The following is a 19,039-nucleotide window of genomic DNA, read 5'->3' on the forward strand; positions in this document are numbered from 1 at the left end:
TTCGCGCTAAACACTCTCACGTCAGAGAAGATCAAGTAACGGAACCATGCATGCGACTGACCTCGACCTCTCTCATCGCGCTGACGCTGGCCGCGACGCTGCTCAGCGCCTGCGCGCGCCGCACCGATATTCCGATGTCGAGCCTCGGCGATGACGATGACGCGATCTGCCGCGCTAATGGTGTCGCTGTCGGTTCGCCGGAATATGCGGCCTGCCGCAAGGACCGCGACGTTCAGCGCAGCAATGCCATCAATCGTGCCGACCGCGCGCAGCGCAATCTCGGCGAATACATGCTGAACAATCCGAACCGGCCGTAACACCGGCGATTGATATTCCGCAAAATTGTGTCTCCCAAAGGCAACGACCGCGCAGCGAGACGCTGTGCGGTCGTTTGCTTTTGATTGAGATCAACGTGTGAGCGCCGCAGCGAGCGTCTTTCGGATTTGATCGGGTGAGATCGTTCACCCCGAACGAATCGAAAGACAGGGCACTTCGCGATGAGGAGAATTCTGACGACCGTGTCGTTGCTGATGGCAGCAACGGCGATGACCAGCATGGCGACGACGGCAGGTGCTGCCGATCTTCCGGCCGCGGCGCCGTATACCAAGGCGCCGGTGGTCGAGGCGTGGAATCCCTGGATGATCCGCCTACGTGTGCTCGGCGTCATTCCGGAGAATGGCGGGTCGGTTCACCAGGTGCCGGGCTCCAGCCTGAAGACCTCGGATCAGGTCGTTCCCGAACTCGACATCTCGTATTTCTTCACGCCGAACCTCGCAGCTGAACTGATCCTTGGCGTCACCAAGCACCACGTCACCGGCGACGGCGCCATCGCCGGCCTCGATGTCGGCAAGGCGTGGCTGCTGCCGCCGACGCTGACCTTCCAGTATCACTTCACGCAGTTCGGCGCCTTCAAGCCCTATATCGGCGCCGGTGTGAATTACACCTGGTTCTTCAGCCAGAGTGCGAGCGGTGTGGGCGTAACCAGCAGCCGTCTGAAAGACACCGCGGCGCCGGTGCTGCAGTTCGGCTTCGACTACATGATCGACAAGCATTGGGGTTGGAACGTCGACGTGAAGAAGATGTGGATGCGCCCGGATTGGGAAGGCACGCTGGCCAGCGGCGCGGCGATCACCGGCCAGGTCAAGCTCGATCCGTGGCTGGTCGGCACCGGCATCACCTACAAGTTCTGATCCTTTCGATCTCTCACTGTGTGACGGAAGGGCCGATGTCAGTCGGCCCTTCTTTTTTGCGATTTTGCCGTGCCACTGTTGCTTTCGGCGCTCCCATCCTGTTGGGTGCCCCGCTCCACACCACCGCACCATCAGGACAACATCATGGACATCAAGGTCAGGGATTCGAACGGCGCGCTGCTCGCCGAAGGCGATACCGTCACGCTGATCAAGGACCTCAAGCTGAAAGGCTCGTCCACCGTGCTCAAGCGCGGCACCGTGATCAAGAACATCCATCTCACCGATAATGAAGACGAGATCGAAGGCCGCACCGACAAGGTGAAAGGCCTGGTGCTGCGCACGGAATTTCTGAAGAAGGCGTGACGGCTACGATATCACTCCCGGCCTTCCTCATGCTCTCGGAACGTCGATAGCCGCGACAGGAATGCCAGCATCAGTCCGATGCCGCAGATCGAGAACAGCATTGTGAAGATCTTGGCGATGGCGGTGGTTGGCGACAGCGTGGCGTCGCCGACGGTGGTGAGCGCCATCGCGCTGAAATAGGCGGCGTCGATCCACGGCCAGCCTTCCACGGCGTGAAAGAACACGGCGCCGCCGGTCATGGCGATGGCCAGCAGAAACAGGATCGCGCGAAATTCCGGATCGCGCAGACCGCGGCGGAAGCCGGCCAGCAAGCGCATCAGACCAAGCCAGAGAGATGCCATCGTCGCCACTCCATGCGTTGCCGTCCATGCGCGATGTCGCAGGATTCGATGGCGTTTGGAAAGTGACGATTATGCGTCGGGCGCGACCATGAACCTTGCCTTACCTCTGCAGCACCAAGGGAGGCACCGCTCAGGCGGGATCCTTTACGCATAAGCGGAGTACATGATGGCGAACGAGTTCAGGTTCGAAGACTATCCCGATGCGATGACATTCAAGCCGGTGACGGAGAAGGCGATTGCAGCTTTTGCCGCCGAGCAGGGTATCGAATTCTCATCCGATTATACGGCGTTTCTGAAAGCGAATAACGGCTTCTATTTCGATCTCGACACAGCCAGCCCGCTGGCTGATGGCGTCGAGACATTCGATTCAATTCGCTATCTGCACGGCCTCGATACCGGCTTCGAATATAACGACATAGGGGTATTCCTGGCCAAAGCCGATCTCTGGGACCAAGCGTTTCGTGCGTTCTGCTATCCGGTGGCGGAAAGTCACGGCGGCGATCCGATCGTCGAAATCTACAAGGGTAAGGCGAAGGGCAAGATCTACTTCGTCGATCACGAGGTCATCCCGGACATCAGCGAACTGGCTGATGCAGGCGTGAACCTGGAGAATGCCGACGACGTCCTCGCTTACATGATCGACAGACAGGGCTGTTTCATCGAAGTCGCCACGTCGTTCTCGAATTTCATCGGCAAGCTGGTGGCATATGACGATGACGGCAGCATCAATGTCAGCATCTGTCGCCCGCTGGCGTAAGCGGGCGGCGCATCACCTGAAACAAAAAAACGCGGCGGGATGAACCGCCGCGTTTTCAATTCTGTTATTACCGCCGCGCATCTGTGCGCAGCGCAGCCGCTTATTCGTCGTCGTCCTGCTTCTTGCCGCCGCCGATGCCCTTCAGCTTGGCGAACACGGCATCGACATTGAGGTCGCCGCTGCCGCTCTCGGCGGTCTCCAGCTCGTCCTTGCGGGTAGTTTCCGACGCGGGCAGCAGGGTCGCGCCGCCGTAAGCCTGGTCGGTCGGCTTTTCCTTGGCCGCGCGCTGCACTTCGAAATCGAGTTCGATCTGCGAACACAGGCCGAGGGTCACCGGATCCATCGGGGTGAGGGTCGAGGCATTCCAGTGGGTGCGGTCGCGGATCGAGGCGATGGTGGTCTTGGTGGTGCCGACCAGCCGCATGATCTGGCTGTCTTTCAGCTCGGCATGGTTACGCACCAGCCACAGGATCGCGCTCGGGCGCTCATGACGGCGCGACACCGGGGTGTAGCGCGGGCCCTTCTTCTTGGCGGCCGGCGGCAGGATCACCTTGCTCTCTTCGAGCTTGAGCCGATAATTCTTGTCCTTCTCGCCCTTTTCGATCTCGTCGCGGGTCAGCTGCCCGTTGGAAATCGGGTCCATGCCCTTGATGCCCTGGGCGGCGTCGCCGTCGGCAATGGCGCGGATCTCGAGCGGGTGCATCTTGGTGAAATCGGCGACCTGATCGAAGGTCAGCGCCGTATTGTCGACCAGCCACACGGCCGTCGCCTTTGGCATCAGCGGGGCATTGCTCATGGCACATCTCCTTTGCGCTTCGCCCACCTCTTTGGGAGGCGAAGCCGTCTGGTCATCGGTGATGACGGGAATTAAGGCTCTATATAATCTGTCAGAGGGCAACCGCGCAATGCCCGGCAGTTCGGCCTTGACAGCGCCGCAAACCGGCCCCAAGTCCTTATTCAGACAAGCTCTTTGGCTGAATTTTGCCAATCTGACCCATCGCACCTGCCATTTTGGTGCCCAGGCCCCTGGATCGCCCCGATATGACGACCAAACCGTCCCTGAAAATCGTTCTTTGTTCGCCGCGCGGCTTCTGCGCAGGCGTCGTCCGGGCGATCGATACGGTCGAACGCGCACTCGCCATCCATGGCGCGCCGGTCTATGTCCGGCATGAGATCGTCCATAACAAGTATGTGGTGGACAGTCTGAAGACCAAGGGCGCGATTTTCGTCGAGGAACTCGCCGAAATCCCGGACAACACCTCCGCGCCGGTAGTATTTTCCGCCCATGGCGTGCCGAAATCGGTTCCTGAAGATGCCCGTCAGCGCAATTTCTTCTCGCTGGATGCGACCTGCCCGCTGGTGACCAAGGTGCACCGCGAGGCGGCGATCCACTTCAAGCGCGGCCGTGAGATCCTGCTGATCGGGCATTCGCATCACCCGGAAGTAGTCGGCACCGTCGGCCAGCTGCCGCCTGGCGCTGTGCAGCTCATCGAGACCGCTGGAGACGCCCAGACCTTCCAGCCGAAGGATCCGAACAATCTCGCTTTCGTGACCCAGACGACGCTGTCGATCGACGACACCGCGGAGATCGTCGAAGTGCTGAAGAGCCGCTTCCCCACGATCAACGGGCCGCACAAGGAAGACATCTGCTACGCCACGACCAACCGCCAGCTTGCCGTGAAGAAGGTGGCGCCGGTGGTCGATGCGCTGATCGTAGTCGGCGCGCCGAACTCGTCGAACTCGCAGCGTCTGCGCGAAGTGGCCGAGCGTGAGGGATGTCGCGTCTCGGTGCTGGCGCAGCGCGCCAGCGATCTCGACTGGAGCATGTTCGAGGGCATCACGAGCCTCGGCATCACGGCGGGCGCCTCGGCGCCGGAAGTGATCGTCGAAGAGATCATGGATGCCTTCGCGCAGCGTTATGAGCTGCATGTGGAGACGGTGTCGGCTGCTGAAGAAAACGAATTCTTCCCGCTGCCGCGTTCGCTGCGTCCCGAGGCCGCGGCGTAACCGCGATGGCGGTCTATACCGATGTTGCCGCCGATGATCTCGCGGACTTCCTGAAGAGCTACGATGTCGGCGAATTGCTCTCCTACAAGGGCATCGCCGAAGGCGTCGAGAATTCCAACTTCCTGATGCACACCTCCAAGGGCGCGTATATCCTCACGCTCTATGAGAAGCGCGTCGAAGCGGATGACCTGCCTTACTTCCTCGGTCTGATGGCACATCTCTGCGCGCGCGGCGTGAATTGCCCGCAGCCGCAGAAGAATCGCGACGGTGCGGTCTATGCATCGCTCGCCGGCCGGCCCGCCGCGATCATCAACTTCCTCGAAGGCATGTGGCCGCGTCGCCCCAATGCGATGCATTGCGCCGGTGTCGGCGAAGCGCTGGCGAGGATGCATGTCGCCGGGCGCGATTTCCCGCTGGTGCGCAAGAACAACCTGTCGGTCGATGGCTGGCGCGGTTTGCTCGACCTCGCAGCACCGCGCGCCGATACGGTTCAGCCCGGGCTGCGCGCTTTCCTGCAGACCGAACTCGACTATCTTGCCGCGCATTGGCCGAGCGATCTGCCTGAAGGCGTGATCCATGCGGATCTGTTTCCGGACAACGTGTTCTTTCTCGGCGACAAGCTCTCTGGCCTGATCGACTTCCCGTTCGCCTGCAATGACATGCTGGCCTATGACGTGGCGATCTGCCTGAACGCCTGGTGCTTCGAGCCGGATCTGTCGTTCAATGCCACCAAGGCGCGCGCTTTCCTCAATGCCTATGAGGCGGTGCGTCCGTTGACCAGTGCCGAGCGCGCGGCGTTTCCGCTGCTGGCACGCGGCGCGTCGATCCGTTTCTTGCTCACGCGTCTCGTGGATTTCCTCAATGTGCCGGAAGGCGCCTTCGTGAAGCCGAAGGATCCGGTCGAGTATGTCCGCAAGCTGCGCTTCCACCAGTCGGTGACGTCGATGGCCGACTACGGCGTCGAAGCGGCGAGGCAGCCCGCGTGACCACTGCGACGCCTGTGACGATCTATACCGACGGCGCCTGTTCGGGAAATCCCGGCCCCGGCGGTTGGGGCGCGATCCTTCGTTTCGGCGACGCCGAGAAGGAATTGAAGGGCGGCGAGGCCCACACCACCAACAACCGCATGGAGCTGATGGCGGCGATTTCCGCGCTGGAAGCGTTGAAAAAGCCGTGTTCGGTGGATCTGCACACCGACAGCCAGTATCTGCGCAACGGCATCATGAGCTGGATTCACGGCTGGAAGAAAAACGGCTGGAAGACGTCGGACAAGAAGCCGGTGAAGAATGTCGACCTGTGGCAGCGCCTCGACGCCGCGCTGAAGACCCATGATGTGCGCTGGCACTGGGTCAAGGGCCATGCCGGCCATGCCGAGAACGAGCGTGCCGATCAGCTGTCGCGGGACGGCCTGGCGGAAAATCGGAACAGGCAGTAGCGGGCTCTCTTTCCCCTCCCCCCTCGTGGGGGAGGGTGCCTTCGCGAAGCGAAGGCGGGAGAGGGGGCTGCATCCCCGCGCTCAAACCCTCTCCCGTCTCGAACCCGCTTCGCGTGTTCGATCCACCCTCTCCCGCGGCGCGCAGCTTCGCTGCGCTGGGGGAGAGGGGAAGTAAGAGGGCTTTAGCTCACAGCTGGCCGAGCAGGGTGTCGCCGCCGGAGACTTCGACCTTGCCCGGTGCCGGCTCAAGGTTGAGCTTGGTCACCTTGCCGTCTTCCACCAGCATCGAATAGCGATGCGAGCGGATGCCGAGGCCGTTGCCCGATGCGTCGAGCTCCATACCGATCGCCTTGGTGAAGTCGGCATTGCCGTCGGCGAGGAACACAGCTTCGTCGCGCAGATCGGTGTCTTTCTTCCAGGCGTTCATCACGAACACATCGTTGACGGAGATGATCGCAATGGTGTCGACGCCCTTGTCCTTGATGGCATAGGCGTTGAGGAAGATGCTCGGCAGATGCATCTTGTGGCAGGTGCCGGTATAGGCGCCGGGCACCGCGAACAGCGCCACTTTCTTGCCCTTGAAGATGTCGTCGGTGGTCTTCACGGCCGGACCTTCGGAGGTCATGACACGGAGCTTGGACTCGGGCAGCTTGTCGCCAACTTGAATGGTCATCGTCGATCTCTCCTGAAATGCGGGTGAGTGTGTTTAGACCGGCTGCATGACGCGGGCAATATTGGGCGCTGCGCAAAACTTGGCCTGCTGCGCGCATCATGATGACGTCAGCCGCCGAAGCCGCCGGCATCCAGAAACGCCTGTTCCTCCGCCGTGGTGCTGCGCCCCAGCACCCGGTTACGGTGGGGGAAACGGCCGAAGCGCCGGATGATGTCGGCGTGCTCGTCGGCGAATTTCAGGTTGTCGGTCTCGCCGGTGGCGCGAAACAGCGCGCAGCAGCGCTCCTGATCGGCGAGGTCTTCCGAATGCATCAGCGGCATATAGACGAACTGCTGCATCTGCTGGTCGACGCGCTGATCGACGCCGCGCGCGACGGCCTTGATCGTGAGGTCGCAAGCGAGGCGATCGCTGGAAAAAGCGCGCGGGTCGTTGCGGAACATGTTGCGGGGAAACTGGTCGAGCACGAGGATCAGAGCGAGCGTACCCTCGTCACTGGCCTCCCATGACGAAAGGTTGCCTGCGACGGCCTCATCCCACAGCGCGCGAAAGCGGCGGGTGATCTCGGCATCGAAATCGTCGTTCTTGGCGTACCAGCGGTCCCAGCCGGCGTCTGTCCAGAAGGCGATGATGTCGGCGGGAGTCGTTGCAGTCATGCTGAAATCCATAGGGTGGGCCATGCGAAAGCGGGCCCACCCTATAGCAGTGTGTCAGGCCGCTGAGGCCTGCTTCTTCTCGTCGCGGAGTTCGCGGCGCAGGATCTTGCCGACATTGGTCTTCGGCAGGGCGGTGCGGAATTCGATCTGTTTCGGCACCTTGTAATTGGTGAGCTGGGTGCCGCAGAACTTGATGATGTCCTCGGCGGTGATGTTCGGGTCCTTCTTGACGACGAAGGCCTTCACCGCCTCGGTGGTCTTCGGATCGGGCACGCCGATCACGGCGCATTCCAGCACGCCGGGATGGCTGGCGATGACGTCCTCGACCTCGTTCGGATAGACGTTGAAGCCCGAAACCAGCACCATGTCCTTCTTGCGATCCACGATCTTGGTGAAACCGTCGGGGCTCATGATGCCGATATCGCCGGTGCGGAAGAAACCGTCCGTCGTCATCACCTTGGCGGTCTCGTCCGGCCGGTTCCAGTAGCCCGACATGATCTGCGGACCCTTGGCGCAAATCTCGCCGGGCTCGCCGAGCGGGACTTCGTTGCCGTCGTCGTCGCGGATCGAGATCCAGGTCGATGGCACCGGCACGCCGATGGAGCCGTTGAACTGATCGACATCGGCCGGGTTGCAGGTCAGCGTCGGCGAGGTTTCCGACAGGCCGTAGCCTTCAGCGACAAAGCAGCCGGTCGTCTTCAGCCATCGTTCGGCCACGGCCTTCTGCACCGCCATGCCGCCGCCGTTGGAAATCTTCAGCTTGGAGAAATCGACCTGGTCGAAACCGGGCGTATTCAGCAGGCCGTTATAGAGCGTGTTGACGGCCGGGAAGCTGTTGACCTGATACTTCATCAGCTCCTTCACGAAGCCCGGCATATCGCGCGGGTTCGGGATCAGGAGGTTGACGCCGCCGGCGCGCACGGCAAGCAGGAAACAGGCCGTCAGTGCGAAGATATGATAGAGCGGTAGCGCGCAGACGATGAACAGCTGGTCCACATGCGGCGGCTTGCGCAGCGCCGGCTGCAGCCAGGCATCGTTCTGCAGCACATTGGCCAGGATGTTGCGATGGCGCAGCGTCGCGCCCTTGGAAACACCGGTGGTGCCGCCGGTATATTGCAGGAAAGCGACGTCGTCGGGCCCGAGCACCGGCTTCTTCATCTTCATGCTGCGGCCGGCAGAGACTGCATCGTTGAACCAGACAGCGCCCGGCAATTCGTAAGCCGGCACCATCTTCTTTACCCGGCGGACCACGAGATTGACGATCACGCCCTTGAAGCCGAGCATGTCGCCCATACTGCCAAGGATGACGTGTTTCACATTGGTTTTGGCGATCACCTGCTGCACCGTGGAGGCGAAGTTCTCCAGCACGATGATGGCTTCGGCACCGGAATCCTTGAGCTGATGCTCGAGCTCGCGCGGCGTGTAGAGCGGGTTGACGTTGACCACAGCATAGCCGGCGCGCAGCACCGCGGAGGTGGCGATCGGATATTGCAGCACGTTCGGCATCATCAGCGCGACACGGGCGCCCTTGGCGAGGCCCTTGCTCTGCAGATAGGCGCCGAGCGCCAGGGACATTTCGTCGAGCTCACGATAGGTGATCGACTTGTCCATGCAGATGAAGGCTTTGCGATCGCGGAATTTGGCAAAGCTCTCTTCGAGCAGATCGACCAGCGACGGATACAGGCTGACGTCGATGTCGGCTGGCACGCCTGCCGGATATTGTTTGAGCCAGATACGCTCCATGACACTTCCCCCTCGATTTGATTATTTCGTCGAAGTATTGAGCAAAGCTGCCCTTGATAGCAAGGCGCGGCGCAACATGACGCAGCCGGAAACCGGCCGCGTTAACGATGATAGTTGAGCCTTGTCGACGAAGGTCTAAGTGCGCGGAGCTGCCGCAGCCGGCTTGGCTTCGCCGGTGGTAGCCTTCGGTGCGGGTTTGGCCGCTGCCTTCGGCTTGGCCGGCGTTGTGGCCGGAGCGGCGGTGGCTGCCGTGGCAGGCTTGGCAGCCGCGGGCTTGGCGGCGGCTGGCTTAGCTGCAGCGGCCGGTTTCGGCGCGGCTGCATCCGGTTTCACCGCTGCCTGTTTTGCAGCCGGTTTGGCCGCAGGTTTCGCGGCCGTTTTTGCCTCGGCCGATGCTGCGGGTTTAGCGTCCTTGGTGTCGGCTGCCGCATCAGGCTTCTTGGCGGCGGTCTTGGTGCCCTTCTTGCCCTTGGGCTTTGGCGTCTGCCGGGCTTCTTCCACCGCATTGGCGGCGATCAGGTCGGCACCGGTCTTCTTCGGGCCAATATAAACGATCACCGGCTCGACCGGTGCGGCGGCTGCGGCGATCATGTCGACCGGGCGCAGCGTTGGCGGCTGCAGACCGGCGGTGAAGAACGACATGGCCTGGCTGCTGGCTTCGTTGCTGGCGACGACTTCATCATCGGCGTCGCTGGCCGGGCGCTTGCGTTTCGGTCCGCACATCTCGTCGCGCAGGTTGGGCGGTGCGGCGTCGATCGGTGCGAGGGCATCCACGGTGCCGAGCGCCGGCTGCAGCCAGGTCAGGCCGCCTGTGCCGGTGTTGAAGCCGCGCTCCAGCAGCTGCGCGGCCTTGACGGCGCGCGCCTGGCCGGACGAGGCGCCGAGCACCACCGCGATCAGCCGCTTGTTGCCACGGGTGGCGGTGGCGACAAGATTGTAGCCGGAGGCGCAGATGAAACCGGTCTTCATGCCGTCGGCGCCGGGATAGCGGCCGATCAGCTTGTTGAAGTTCGGCGTGATGCGGCGGCCGAATTTGATCGCGGGAATATGGACGAAATATTCGTATTCCGGCAGGTCGCGAATGATCGCACGCGCAAGGATCGCGAGGTCGCGCGCCGAGGTCACCTGTTCGTCGGCAGGCAGGCCGTTCGGATTGACATAGTGGGTCTGCGTCATGCCGAGCTTCTGAGCCGTAGCATTCATCATCGCGGAAAATCCGTCGACGGAGCCGCCGACGCCTTCGGCAAGCACGACGGCCATGTCGTTGGCTGACTTCACCATCATCATCTTCAGCGCGTTATCGATCGTGACCTGCGTGCCGGCCTTGAAGCCCATCTTCGATGGCGACTGTGCGGAGGCGATCGGCGACACTGTCACCACCGTGTCGAGGTTGATGCGTCCCTGCTTCACCGCCTGCAGCGTGACATAGGTGGTCATCAGCTTGGTGACGGAGGCGGGATGCCACGGATAGGTCGCGTTCTCGGCCTGCAGGACCTTGCCGGTATCGGCTTCGACGAGCAGAAGCGCTTCAGCACTGGCCGTACGCGGCGCGGTCACGCCCAGCGCAAGTGCCGCGGCGAGAATGAACCAGTTGAATGATAGCAGGCGGCGCGATGCGAAGTGAAACTGCACTATCCGATTCCGGTCCTTTGCGGCCCGCCTGCAGTGCTCCAGCACCGCGCGCAGCAATTCTTGGATTTGAGGTTCGGGGCTCTCATGTCGGTCTGCCGTCACGCGGTGACGGCTGCAAACCTATACCGGCCGAGAGCATCAGAACAGTGGCGAGCCGGTTAAATCGGTGATGAAAGGGGCCAAATTTCGACCGGTTCTCCAAAGACATCAAAGGGGTTCGGCAACATCGGGCAGGGCCATGCTGGCGCGTGCGTCCTCCTGAACCATGAACTGGGCGGCGGCCAGACTGGCGAAATAGCCGCCCTGCATCACGAGTTCATCGAAAGTTCCCGCTTCGATCACGCGGCCGTTCTCAAATACGAGGATGCGCGTGGCGTTGCGGATGGTGGACAGCCTGTGCGCAATCACGAAGGTGGTGCGGCCCTTCATCACTTCATCGAGAGCGACGTTGAGCTTGGCCTCGGTCACGGCATCGAGCGCGCTGGTGGCCTCGTCGAGGATCAGGATCGGCGGATCCTTCAGCAGAGCTCGCGCGATCGACAGCCGCTGCCGCTCGCCGCCGGACAGCATGCGACCACGTTCGCCGGCATTGGTGTTGAAACCGTTATCGCTGCGTTCGATGAAATCGAGCGCCTGGGCGCGGGCAGCGGCAATGCGCAACTCTTCGTCCGTCGCATCCGGCTTGCCGACGCGCAGGTTGTCGGCGATGGAGCGATTGAACAGCAGCGCCTCCTGGAACACGACGCCGATGTTCCGGCGCAGGCCCGACAGGGTGAGTGCACGGACATCCATACCGTCGATCGAGATGATGCCGGATTGCGGGTCGAAGGCCCGGTGCAGCAGTGCGATGGCGGTGGATTTGCCCGCGCCGGTGGCGCCGACGAGCGCGATGGTCTCGCCGGGCAGCGCCGTGAAGGACAGATCCGCGATGGCCGGCCGCTTGCCGTCATAGGAGAACGACACGTCGTTGAATTCGACCATGCCCTGCAGCCGGCCGGGATCCATGGCGTCGATGCGGTCGCGCACGGCAGGCACGGCATCGAGCACATTCATGAAATCGCGCAGCCGCGGCGCTTCCATGAAGATGGTGTTGATGAAGGAGACCACCTGTTCGAGCTTCTGGATCAGCATCGTCGCAAAGGAGACGAACATCACGATCTCGCCGACGGTGGTGAGACCCTGCTGATGCAGCGCGATGCCGACGGTGAAGATCGCCAGCACGGTGATGGTGGTGGAGGCGCGCGTCATCACCGAGACCAATGCCCACCACGACAGCACCGGCATCTGCTTTTCGAGCAACTGGCTGGAGACGCCGCGCAGGCCCTGCACCTCGGCATCGATGCGCGTGAAGCTCTGCACCAGCGCGACATTGCCCAGCGCATCGGAAGCACGCGCGGAAAGGTCGCCGTAATGCTCCTCGACGTCGCTTTGCATGCCCGATGTCTTGCGCACGACCATCGTGGTCAGCACCGTGAATACGACGCACAGGATCACGAGCAGGATGGCCAGTCGCCAGTTCAGATAGATCGACAGCGGCAGCAGCACGAACAGCGAGACGATGGAGGCGAAGTGCTCGCGGAAGAAGCCGAGCCAGACGCGCCACAGGGCATCGGTGCCGGCCAGCATCACTTTCATCAGGCGCCCTGAATGCGTACCGGTGTGGAAGGTCAGCGGCAATTGCATGATGTGTTCGAAATAATCGGTCAGCACCGCCTGGCGCTGGCGATGCGCGAGGCGATCCGCATGAAGCGCCACCACCGCGCCGCAGACGATGGTGAACAGGCCGAACGCAACCCAGGCCGCCAATAGCGGCCAGGGCGACGCGCTGTCCGTCTGCATTGCGGCCGTCGAGAGATTGCCGGAGAGCACGTCGATGATCCGGCCGAACAGCACGGGTTCGGCGAATTGCGCGCCGGCCAGCAGCAGGTTGGCGCCCGCAAGGATCCAGCCGAGGCGCCTCTCCTTGCCGAGTAGCTCCAGCACACGGGTGTAAAGACGGATCATGGGAGGTCACTCAGCGCAGCGCGAACGGGATAACCGATTGCGCATAGTCTAGGCGGGGATGGCAGCCGAATACAGCTTCGGGAAAAGTTGTTCAGTTGAACTTCTTCAGTTCATCTTGCGGCCGACCGAGCCCGGCAGGAAGCTGTCATCGAAGATGTCCGCGGCTGAGGGGCGCTTCTTGAAGGTAAAATCTTCGGCGATCTCGTTGAGCGACGCCTCAAAGCGTGCGGCGTCGATGCCGCCCAGCCCGTCGCGGCGGACGTCGTCGGTCAGGATATTGTCGGTAATGGCAATGTGGAGCCGCGTCAGTTCGAGCTCGCGCGAACCATTCTCCATCTGGGTAATGACGTCGGTGATCGCCTTGGCCGGGTCCTGGATCGCCAACTGCGTCCCGGCGGTGACGGCGCGAATGAATGCTTTCACGGCCTCGGGTCTGGCGGCAGCGAATTTCGGATTAACGATCAGCGCGAGGCCATAGGCGGCAGACCCGAACTCGGCGAAACGAAACACCGCCAGGTCATCGGCGGGGACGCCGCGGTCGCGCAGGTTGACCGCCGAGAGATAGGAGAAGCCGGTGACCGCATCGACCTGACCGGCCGAGAGCATCGGTTCGCGCACCGCGGCGCTGATCCTCTCCAGCTTCACGGCTGCAAGCTTGATGTTGTTTCGCTTGGCCAGTGCCGGCCATAGCCGGATCGCGAGATCGCGATCAGCGACCCCAAGCACTTTTCCTTCAAGGCTACCGAGCGAGATCACGCCGCGGCTCTTGCGGGCGACGATGGCGTAGGGTGCTACGTTGAGCAGCACGAAGACGGCCTTCACTGTCGCGGCATCGGAATCGCCGCGATAGCGGATCAACGCATTGAGATCGGCCAGCGCCATGTCGCAGGCGCCGGAAGCGATCCGCGCGATGGCCTCCTTCGATCCTGCGGCGACGGTGGTGGTTACATTCAAGTTCTCGGCCCGGTACAGGCCGCGGGCATCGGCGAGCACGAAAGGTGCGGCAATCGCATCGACTGCGCGATCGAGCGCAAACTGGATATTGGTCGGTGCTTTGTCGTCAGCAGCGGAGTGTCCCGATGATGCGCAAAAAGCGACGGAGCCCAGCGCACTCAGCGAGAGGAGGACATGCCGCCGGGAAATGTTGGTCGCGTTTCTGGGCATCAAGATACTTAACGACTGACGGACCGGCAGTTACCCCGCCGGGCATGTCTGATTGATGGCGGTATGGTGCGACATCTTGCGCGTCGTTTCTAACCGTAAAAGGCTGAACGGGAGATGACTGCCCCGATTTGGACACCGATCGTTCAGCTGCCGTTGGGGTTGGGGAACTCATAGTGGCCGAAGTGGTTGGCTATACAGAGGCCCACAGGGCCAGACGACCACGGAGGACATTGAGATGTTCGTACGAAATGGATTGTTTAATAAGACTGGCCGCGCCGCCATCGTGGCGACCGTCGCGGCCATGACGATCTCGGCAATTGCGCCGACCGGAGCATTTGCGGCGCCTGTCGCCAAGAGCACGAGCCAGGCTGTTGCAACTCACGGCACCAGCGATGCGACCGATTTCAGCAGCGCGCGCCGTCGTCACTATCGCGGTGGCGGCAATGCTGCCGGCCTTGCGGCCTTTGGCGCCATCGTCGGTACCATTGGCGCAATCGCTGCAACGCAGAGCCGTCGTGACTATTACTACGATAATGGCCCGGGCTACGGCTACTACGGCGGTGGCCCAGCCTATTATGATGGCGGTCCTGCCTATTACGGTGGCGTACCGTATCGCGGCTACGGCGGCGGACATGGTTATGACAACTCGCGTCGTATGACCTGGTAGTTCGCGATCGGTCACAACTTATTCCGTCATGCAACTGTCACTTAACTATCAAACGCCGGTCGCGCTTGCGGCCGGCGTTTTGACGTTGTTGCAGACACTTGAATGCCAGCCGTTAACGCGCTGGCTACGGCTTTGAGATAGTGTAGTTGCATGAGTGATTCGCTCGACCGGCTTTATCAGGCGGTGATCGCGGCCAAGGATCTCGATCCGTCGGTCTCGCGAACGGCCCGGCTTTATCAGCAGGGACCGGAAAAGATGGCGAAGAAGCTCGCCGAAGAAGCCATCGAGGTCGTCATCGATGCGGTCAATCGCAAACCGGACGCCGTGATCCGTGAAAGCGCCGATCTTCTCTACAATTTGACTGTATTGTGGGCGGCCGCGGGCGTGCGTCCTGAGCAGGTCTGGGCCGAGATGAGCCGGCGTGAAGACATGCTCGGTATCGCCGAAAAGCTCCCGAAACCGCCGAAACGGCCCAAATCCATCGAGCAAAGCGCTGCGCGGCGGCCAATTGTCGCGCTCGAAGGTCGTCGCCTTCGCAAGTTGAGTTAAGCTTTTCATCTCGCGCGTGTCAGCCCAGCCATAGACAAATCGGCGTCAGGATGGTTCATCGCGAACCATGCTCAGACGAATGTATGACTGGTGTATCGACGCCGCCCACAAGCCCTATGCCCTCTGGATTTTGGGCATCGTGTCCTTCGCGGAAAGTTCGTTCTTTCCGGTGCCGCCGGATGTGATGCTGATTCCGATGGCGCTGGCCCGGCCACAGAAGGCTTGGCTCTATGCGGGCATCTGCACCATTACCTCAGTGCTTGGCGGCGTGGTGGGATATCTCATCGGCGCGGTGCTGTATGACTCCGTCGGCCAATGGGTCATTCATTTCTATGGCTATGGCGACAAGGTCGAGGCATTCCGCGCCGGCTATGCCGAATATGGCGCATGGATCATCCTGCTGAAGGGGTTGACGCCGATCCCCTACAAGCTTGTCACCATCACGTCAGGCTTCGCCAACTATAATATCTGGATGTTCATCGCGCTGTCGGTGGTTGCCCGTGGCGTGCGCTTCTATGTCGTCGCCATCCTGCTCAACCGGTACGGCGTGTGGATTCGCGAGACCATCGAGAAGCGTCTGGGTCTGTGGGTTGCGCTGGGCGTCGGCGTTTTGGTGCTCGGCTTCATCATCGCATTCCGGCTGTTCTAGATCAGGATGCTTCCCCCGGCGCAGGTGCCGGGATACATTTCGCATCATGTTCGATTTGACCTGTCTGTTGGCTCCGGTAACCCGCAACTGCGTCGTCGCTGCGATCGCGGCGCTGGCCGTGGGCGCAGCTACGATGTGCGCCTGGTCGCAGGCGATGCAGCAGCAACCGGCGCCGCAGAAGTCGATCACGATTCAGGTTGTCCCGGCTCCCTCGGCCGCCCCCCCGCCTGCCGCGGCTTTCGCGCCGGCTCCTATGGCTGAACAGGCGCCACCGCCGTCACCACCGCCGGCCCCCGAGAATCCCGGCCTGTTCAACGAGATTGGCAAGCTGTTCAAGAATTCCACCTCGCTGCTACCGTCACTGCCCGCGATGCCGTCGCTCGGCACCGACAGCCTGACCAAGCTAAACACGGTGGTGAAGGGAAGGGTAGTCTGTCCGGTCGCTGCCAATGGCGCACCGGACTGCAAGGCGGCCTCAGACAAACTGTGTCAGAGCAAGGGCTTCAAGGACGGCAAGAGCCTCGACACCGACGCCGCGCAAAGCTGCTCGCCCAGGGCCATGATCCCCGGCCGTGCGCCGGAGCCGGGCGATTGCAAGACGGAAAATTACGTCACCCAGGCGCTCTGCCAGTAGGTCTATGCGGGCAACAGACCCGCTGCGCGATAGCTCTCGATGAGCGCGTCATAGAGTGAGACATCCGCGCGGCTTCTTGCCATCAGCTGAGCGCCGGTGATGGCAGCGAAGATGGCGCGCGCACGAGGTTCGCTCTTCTCAGGGCTCAGCGCGGTTACAGCGACGAGAACCTTGCTCAGCCATGCCACATTGATATCGGTGAAGGTCCGGATCTCTTTCTTCACCGGCTCCGGCAGGTCGTCATATTCGGCGGCCATGAAGCTGCACAGGCACATGCGGTTGCCGCTCTCCAGCGCCTTGCGGAACGTGCCGGGATATTGGCGGAGGCAGGCGGCCGGATCCTTGGACTCAGCCAGCAGTGCCTCCAGATAGGCGGCCGAGTCCTCCCAATAGCGCCTGGCAACCGCGGCGCCGAGATCGGCCTTGCTCGGGAAGTGGTGGTAGATGCTCGCGGCCTTGATGCCCACCTCTGCCGCAAGATCACGGAAATTCAGGCCGCTATAGCCGTGGGCCTGCGCGGTCAGTTTCGCGGCCGCCAGGATGGCTTCTCTGGAATTCGAACTCATGTCCCGGTCTCACAACCCCGTGTCTGTAGCCTACCAAGTGATAGATAGGCGTTGACGCCGGTAAATCAAAGCCGTAAATTCAGTCTACCAACTGATAGGTAGGAGAAATGATGAGCACTCAGATCACTAATGGTGACGCAACAAAGCTGCCGATGATGACGATTCACGATTGGAGCACAGGGCCTTACCCGGCGCGCGTCCGGATCGCGGTGGCCGAGAAGAACCTCCGATCGCGTATCAATTTTGTGTCGGTCGATCTCACCAAAGGCGAGCACAAGAAGCCCGAATTCCTCGCCAAGAACTATTCAGGCACGTTGCCGGTGCTCGAACTCGACGACGGCACTTTCATTGCTGAATGCACCGCCATTACCGAGTATCTCGACGGACTTGAGGGCTCCCCCACACTCACCGGCGGCACGCCGCGCGAGACGGGCTTGATTCACATGATGAGCAAGCGTGCCGAGTTGGAGTTGCTCGACGCCATTAGTGTCTATTTCCATCACGCGACACCGGGGCTCGGACCCCATGTCGAGATTTATCAGAATGCCGAGTGGGGATTTCGCCAGCGCGACAAGGCGCTCAGGGGCATGGCGTACTTTGACGGGGTGCTGAAAAAGCAGCCGTTCATTGCCGGCGAGTTTTTCTCGATGGCCGATATCACGGTAATTGGCGGTTTGATCTTCGCCGGTCTCGTGAAGCTCGAGGTGCCTGCGGAGTACGAGGCTCTCCACGCCTGGTACGCAAGAATGAACGAGCGTCCCAGCGTCAAGAACCGTGTGACGATGTCAGATCCGGCTTGATGGGGCGCTTGCCGAGAATCGATCAGTCATCCTGATAATGGGGCATCACCTGGATAATGTGGTGCCCCATTATTCCGCGTACCGGACGAACGCCGCTCGGGTCCGGCTTTTTTCTCCCGCAGCGCAATTGCCATCCGCCCCACGCTTCTGGCATCGTCCGCCCGCACCCGGATCGACCGGGGGCAGGCGCGCAGGATCGCGCACAAATCAAGAAAAGAAGTCGAGGAATTTCCCATGTCGATGCCGGCTTTGTTCAAGAACCGCCTGTCGCTGCCCGTGATCGGTTCGCCGCTGTTCATCATTTCGGTGCCGGATCTCGTCATCGCGCAGTGCAAGGCGGGTATCGTCGGCGCGTTTCCCGCGCTGAATGCGCGTCCGGCGGCGCTGCTCGACGAATGGCTGCACCGGATCAAGGAAGAACTCGCCGCGCATGACAAGGCGCATCCGGATCGGCTCTCCGCACCCTTCGCGGTCAACCAGATCGTGCACAAGTCCAACAACCGGCTCGAGCAGGACATGGCGCTTTGCGAAAAGCATAAGGTGCCGATGATGATCACCTCGCTTGGCGCGCGTGAAGAACTCAATCAGGCGGCCCATGCCTGGGGTGGCATCGTGTTTCATGACGTCATCAATCAGCGTTTCGCGCACAAGGCGATCGAGAAGGGTGCTGACGGCCTGATCCTCGTTGCGGCAGGCGCCGGCGGTCATGCTGGCGAGATTTCGCCGCTCGCGTTCGTCGCCGAGACCCGGCAGTGGTTCGACGGTCCGATCGCACTGTCGGGTGCCATCGCCAACGGTCGCGCCGTTCGCGCCGCGCGTATCCTCGGTGCCGACTTCGCCTATATCGGTTCGGCCTTCATCGCCACCACCGAAGCCAATGCGGTGCCGGGCTACAAGGATATGATCGCGGCCTCCGGCTCGGAAGACATCGTCTATTCGAATCTCTTCACCGGCGTTCATGGCAACTACCTGAAGCCGTCCATCGTCGCCGCCGGCATGGATCCGGACAATCTGCCGGAGTCCGATCCGACCAAGATGAATTTTGGCACCGACGCCAGTGGCGAGCGTGCCAAGCCAAAGGCCTGGAAGGAAATCTGGGGCAGCGGCCAGGGCATCGGCAGCGTGTCGAAGGTCGTGCCGGTGGCCGAGCTCGTTGCGCGCTTCAAGAAGGAATATGACGAAGCGATCGATCCGCCGCTCTGATCCTGCATT

Annotated in this window: 22 protein-coding genes; 13 read left to right on the top strand and 9 right to left on the bottom strand. The window is 61.7% G+C overall.

What is annotated here, in order from left to right; all coding sequences use genetic code 11:
- The first annotated feature begins 50 nt into the window (after positions 1-50).
- The 3 genes from AB7951_RS01220 to AB7951_RS01230 all read left to right on the top strand — a co-directional run bounded on the left by AB7951_RS01220 (position 51) and on the right by AB7951_RS01230 (position 1,553).
- On the top strand, positions 51-317 hold the full coding sequence (locus AB7951_RS01220; RefSeq protein WP_120287325.1) for a hypothetical protein: 267 nt from the start codon (positions 51-53) through the stop codon (positions 315-317).
- 180 nt (positions 318-497) lie between these two features.
- Entirely contained in the window at positions 498-1,190 is a 693-nt protein-coding gene (locus AB7951_RS01225; protein WP_120287324.1) for an OmpW/AlkL family protein, read from the top strand.
- Between the two features lie 144 nt (positions 1,191-1,334).
- Positions 1,335-1,553, top strand: coding sequence for an alkylphosphonate utilization protein (locus AB7951_RS01230; protein ID WP_011665834.1), 219 nt, complete (start codon positions 1,335-1,337; stop codon positions 1,551-1,553).
- Between the two features lie 11 nt (positions 1,554-1,564).
- Here the strand turns inward: AB7951_RS01230 and AB7951_RS01235 are convergent, their stop codons facing one another.
- Positions 1,565-1,894: a potassium channel family protein gene (locus tag AB7951_RS01235; RefSeq protein ID WP_093757451.1), complete on the bottom strand. Its 330-nt coding sequence runs from the start codon at positions 1,892-1,894 to the stop codon at positions 1,565-1,567.
- Between the two features lie 166 nt (positions 1,895-2,060).
- Here AB7951_RS01235 and AB7951_RS01240 point away from each other — a divergent pair, with 166 nt between their 5' ends.
- On the top strand, positions 2,061-2,651 hold the full coding sequence (locus tag AB7951_RS01240) for an SMI1/KNR4 family protein (protein ID WP_158596724.1): 591 nt from the start codon (positions 2,061-2,063) through the stop codon (positions 2,649-2,651).
- A 100-nt stretch (positions 2,652-2,751) separates the two neighbouring features.
- Here the strand turns inward: AB7951_RS01240 and AB7951_RS01245 are convergent, their stop codons facing one another.
- Positions 2,752-3,447 (bottom strand): DUF1013 domain-containing protein, encoded by a 696-nt coding sequence (locus AB7951_RS01245; protein WP_093757450.1) that lies wholly within the window; start codon positions 3,445-3,447, stop codon positions 2,752-2,754.
- A gap of 245 nt (positions 3,448-3,692) precedes the next feature.
- On the opposite strand from AB7951_RS01245, the gene ispH reads away from it, so the two are divergent.
- The 3 genes from ispH to rnhA are packed head-to-tail and all read left to right on the top strand — an operon-like array spanning position 3,693 to position 6,093.
- On the top strand, positions 3,693-4,658 hold the full coding sequence (gene ispH / locus AB7951_RS01250; RefSeq protein ID WP_089267676.1) for a 4-hydroxy-3-methylbut-2-enyl diphosphate reductase: 966 nt from the start codon (positions 3,693-3,695) through the stop codon (positions 4,656-4,658).
- Positions 4,659-4,663: 5 nt separating this feature from the next.
- Positions 4,664-5,644, top strand: coding sequence for a homoserine kinase (locus tag AB7951_RS01255; protein WP_120287322.1), 981 nt, complete (start codon positions 4,664-4,666; stop codon positions 5,642-5,644).
- The gene (gene rnhA, locus AB7951_RS01260; protein ID WP_120287321.1) at positions 5,641-6,093 is read left to right on the top strand and encodes a ribonuclease HI; all 453 of its coding nucleotides are present in this window, start codon (positions 5,641-5,643) and stop codon (positions 6,091-6,093) included. Before AB7951_RS01255 ends, rnhA begins: the two co-directional genes overlap by 4 nt.
- 187 nt (positions 6,094-6,280) lie before the next feature.
- Here rnhA and AB7951_RS01265 read toward each other — a convergent pair whose 3' ends face one another.
- The 6 genes from AB7951_RS01265 to AB7951_RS01290 all read right to left on the bottom strand — a co-directional run bounded on the left by AB7951_RS01265 (position 6,281) and on the right by AB7951_RS01290 (position 13,962).
- The gene (locus AB7951_RS01265; protein ID WP_089267673.1) at positions 6,281-6,766 is read right to left on the bottom strand and encodes a peroxiredoxin; all 486 of its coding nucleotides are present in this window, start codon (positions 6,764-6,766) and stop codon (positions 6,281-6,283) included.
- A 107-nt stretch (positions 6,767-6,873) separates the two neighbouring features.
- Positions 6,874-7,419, bottom strand: a complete 546-nt coding sequence (locus AB7951_RS01270) for a DUF924 family protein (protein WP_120288034.1) — start codon at positions 7,417-7,419, stop codon at positions 6,874-6,876.
- Between the two features lie 54 nt (positions 7,420-7,473).
- On the bottom strand, positions 7,474-9,162 hold the full coding sequence (locus AB7951_RS01275) for a long-chain-fatty-acid--CoA ligase (protein WP_441255648.1): 1,689 nt from the start codon (positions 9,160-9,162) through the stop codon (positions 7,474-7,476).
- Positions 9,163-9,297: 135 nt separating this feature from the next.
- On the bottom strand, positions 9,298-10,794 hold the full coding sequence (locus AB7951_RS01280) for a D-alanyl-D-alanine carboxypeptidase family protein (protein WP_439061970.1): 1,497 nt from the start codon (positions 10,792-10,794) through the stop codon (positions 9,298-9,300).
- A 207-nt stretch (positions 10,795-11,001) separates the two neighbouring features.
- Complete coding sequence (locus AB7951_RS01285) at positions 11,002-12,798, bottom strand: glucan ABC transporter ATP-binding protein/ permease (protein WP_120287318.1); 1,797 nt, start codon at positions 12,796-12,798, stop codon at positions 11,002-11,004.
- A 105-nt stretch (positions 12,799-12,903) separates the two neighbouring features.
- Positions 12,904-13,962: an ABC transporter substrate-binding protein gene (locus tag AB7951_RS01290; protein ID WP_120287317.1), complete on the bottom strand. Its 1,059-nt coding sequence runs from the start codon at positions 13,960-13,962 to the stop codon at positions 12,904-12,906.
- Between the two features lie 235 nt (positions 13,963-14,197).
- On the opposite strand from AB7951_RS01290, the gene AB7951_RS01295 reads away from it, so the two are divergent.
- The 4 genes from AB7951_RS01295 (at position 14,198) to AB7951_RS01310 (ending at position 16,461) form a co-directional block, all read left to right on the top strand.
- Positions 14,198-14,629 carry a hypothetical protein gene (locus AB7951_RS01295; RefSeq protein WP_120287316.1) on the top strand — a complete coding sequence of 144 codons (432 nt, stop codon included), beginning with the start codon at positions 14,198-14,200 and terminating at the stop codon, positions 14,627-14,629.
- Positions 14,630-14,779: 150 nt separating this feature from the next.
- Positions 14,780-15,178, top strand: a complete 399-nt coding sequence (gene hisE, locus AB7951_RS01300; protein ID WP_068729301.1) for a phosphoribosyl-ATP diphosphatase — start codon at positions 14,780-14,782, stop codon at positions 15,176-15,178.
- 67 nt (positions 15,179-15,245) lie between these two features.
- On the top strand, positions 15,246-15,827 hold the full coding sequence (locus AB7951_RS01305; protein ID WP_089267665.1) for a YqaA family protein: 582 nt from the start codon (positions 15,246-15,248) through the stop codon (positions 15,825-15,827).
- A 46-nt stretch (positions 15,828-15,873) separates the two neighbouring features.
- Positions 15,874-16,461 carry a hypothetical protein gene (locus tag AB7951_RS01310; protein WP_120287315.1) on the top strand — a complete coding sequence of 196 codons (588 nt, stop codon included), beginning with the start codon at positions 15,874-15,876 and terminating at the stop codon, positions 16,459-16,461.
- Positions 16,462-16,463: 2 nt separating this feature from the next.
- Here AB7951_RS01310 and AB7951_RS01315 read toward each other — a convergent pair whose 3' ends face one another.
- Complete coding sequence (locus tag AB7951_RS01315; protein ID WP_120287314.1) at positions 16,464-17,027, bottom strand: TetR/AcrR family transcriptional regulator; 564 nt, start codon at positions 17,025-17,027, stop codon at positions 16,464-16,466.
- Positions 17,028-17,182: 155 nt separating this feature from the next.
- On the opposite strand from AB7951_RS01315, the gene AB7951_RS01320 reads away from it, so the two are divergent.
- Both AB7951_RS01320 and AB7951_RS01325 read left to right on the top strand, forming a co-directional pair.
- Positions 17,183-17,827 (top strand): glutathione S-transferase, encoded by a 645-nt coding sequence (locus AB7951_RS01320; RefSeq protein ID WP_120288033.1) that lies wholly within the window; start codon positions 17,183-17,185, stop codon positions 17,825-17,827.
- Between the two features lie 234 nt (positions 17,828-18,061).
- Positions 18,062-19,030, top strand: a complete 969-nt coding sequence (locus AB7951_RS01325; protein ID WP_120287313.1) for an NAD(P)H-dependent flavin oxidoreductase — start codon at positions 18,062-18,064, stop codon at positions 19,028-19,030.
- Positions 19,031-19,039: the final 9 nt, after the last annotated feature.

Origin of the sequence: Tardiphaga sp. 285_C5_N1_2 (assembly GCF_052076065.1) — a bacterium.
Taxonomy (GTDB): Bacteria; Pseudomonadota; Alphaproteobacteria; order Rhizobiales; family Xanthobacteraceae; genus Tardiphaga; species Tardiphaga robiniae.

What these genes read in the sequence shown, in the direction of transcription:
- AB7951_RS01220 (WP_120287325.1), top strand. Translation starts at nt 51, where the DNA reads ATGCGACTGACCTCGACCTCTCTCATCGCGCTGACGCTGGCCGCGACG.
- AB7951_RS01225 (WP_120287324.1), top strand. Translation starts at nt 498, where the DNA reads ATGAGGAGAATTCTGACGACCGTGTCGTTGCTGATGGCAGCAACGGCG.
- AB7951_RS01230 (WP_011665834.1), top strand. Translation starts at nt 1,335, where the DNA reads ATGGACATCAAGGTCAGGGATTCGAACGGCGCGCTGCTCGCCGAAGGC.
- AB7951_RS01235 (WP_093757451.1), bottom strand. Translation starts at nt 1,894, where the DNA reads ATGGCATCTCTCTGGCTTGGTCTGATGCGCTTGCTGGCCGGCTTCCGC.
- AB7951_RS01240 (WP_158596724.1), top strand. Translation starts at nt 2,061, where the DNA reads ATGGCGAACGAGTTCAGGTTCGAAGACTATCCCGATGCGATGACATTC.
- AB7951_RS01245 (WP_093757450.1), bottom strand. Translation starts at nt 3,447, where the DNA reads ATGAGCAATGCCCCGCTGATGCCAAAGGCGACGGCCGTGTGGCTGGTC.
- ispH (WP_089267676.1), top strand. Translation starts at nt 3,693, where the DNA reads ATGACGACCAAACCGTCCCTGAAAATCGTTCTTTGTTCGCCGCGCGGC.
- AB7951_RS01255 (WP_120287322.1), top strand. Translation starts at nt 4,664, where the DNA reads ATGGCGGTCTATACCGATGTTGCCGCCGATGATCTCGCGGACTTCCTG.
- AB7951_RS01265 (WP_089267673.1), bottom strand. Translation starts at nt 6,766, where the DNA reads ATGACCATTCAAGTTGGCGACAAGCTGCCCGAGTCCAAGCTCCGTGTC.
- AB7951_RS01270 (WP_120288034.1), bottom strand. Translation starts at nt 7,419, where the DNA reads ATGACTGCAACGACTCCCGCCGACATCATCGCCTTCTGGACAGACGCC.
- AB7951_RS01275 (WP_441255648.1), bottom strand. Translation starts at nt 9,162, where the DNA reads ATGGAGCGTATCTGGCTCAAACAATATCCGGCAGGCGTGCCAGCCGAC.
- AB7951_RS01285 (WP_120287318.1), bottom strand. Translation starts at nt 12,798, where the DNA reads ATGATCCGTCTTTACACCCGTGTGCTGGAGCTACTCGGCAAGGAGAGG.
- AB7951_RS01290 (WP_120287317.1), bottom strand. Translation starts at nt 13,962, where the DNA reads ATGCCCAGAAACGCGACCAACATTTCCCGGCGGCATGTCCTCCTCTCG.
- AB7951_RS01295 (WP_120287316.1), top strand. Translation starts at nt 14,198, where the DNA reads ATGTTCGTACGAAATGGATTGTTTAATAAGACTGGCCGCGCCGCCATC.
- hisE (WP_068729301.1), top strand. Translation starts at nt 14,780, where the DNA reads ATGAGTGATTCGCTCGACCGGCTTTATCAGGCGGTGATCGCGGCCAAG.
- AB7951_RS01305 (WP_089267665.1), top strand. Translation starts at nt 15,246, where the DNA reads ATGCTCAGACGAATGTATGACTGGTGTATCGACGCCGCCCACAAGCCC.
- AB7951_RS01310 (WP_120287315.1), top strand. Translation starts at nt 15,874, where the DNA reads ATGTTCGATTTGACCTGTCTGTTGGCTCCGGTAACCCGCAACTGCGTC.
- AB7951_RS01315 (WP_120287314.1), bottom strand. Translation starts at nt 17,027, where the DNA reads ATGAGTTCGAATTCCAGAGAAGCCATCCTGGCGGCCGCGAAACTGACC.
- AB7951_RS01320 (WP_120288033.1), top strand. Translation starts at nt 17,183, where the DNA reads ATGACGATTCACGATTGGAGCACAGGGCCTTACCCGGCGCGCGTCCGG.
- AB7951_RS01325 (WP_120287313.1), top strand. Translation starts at nt 18,062, where the DNA reads ATGTCGATGCCGGCTTTGTTCAAGAACCGCCTGTCGCTGCCCGTGATC.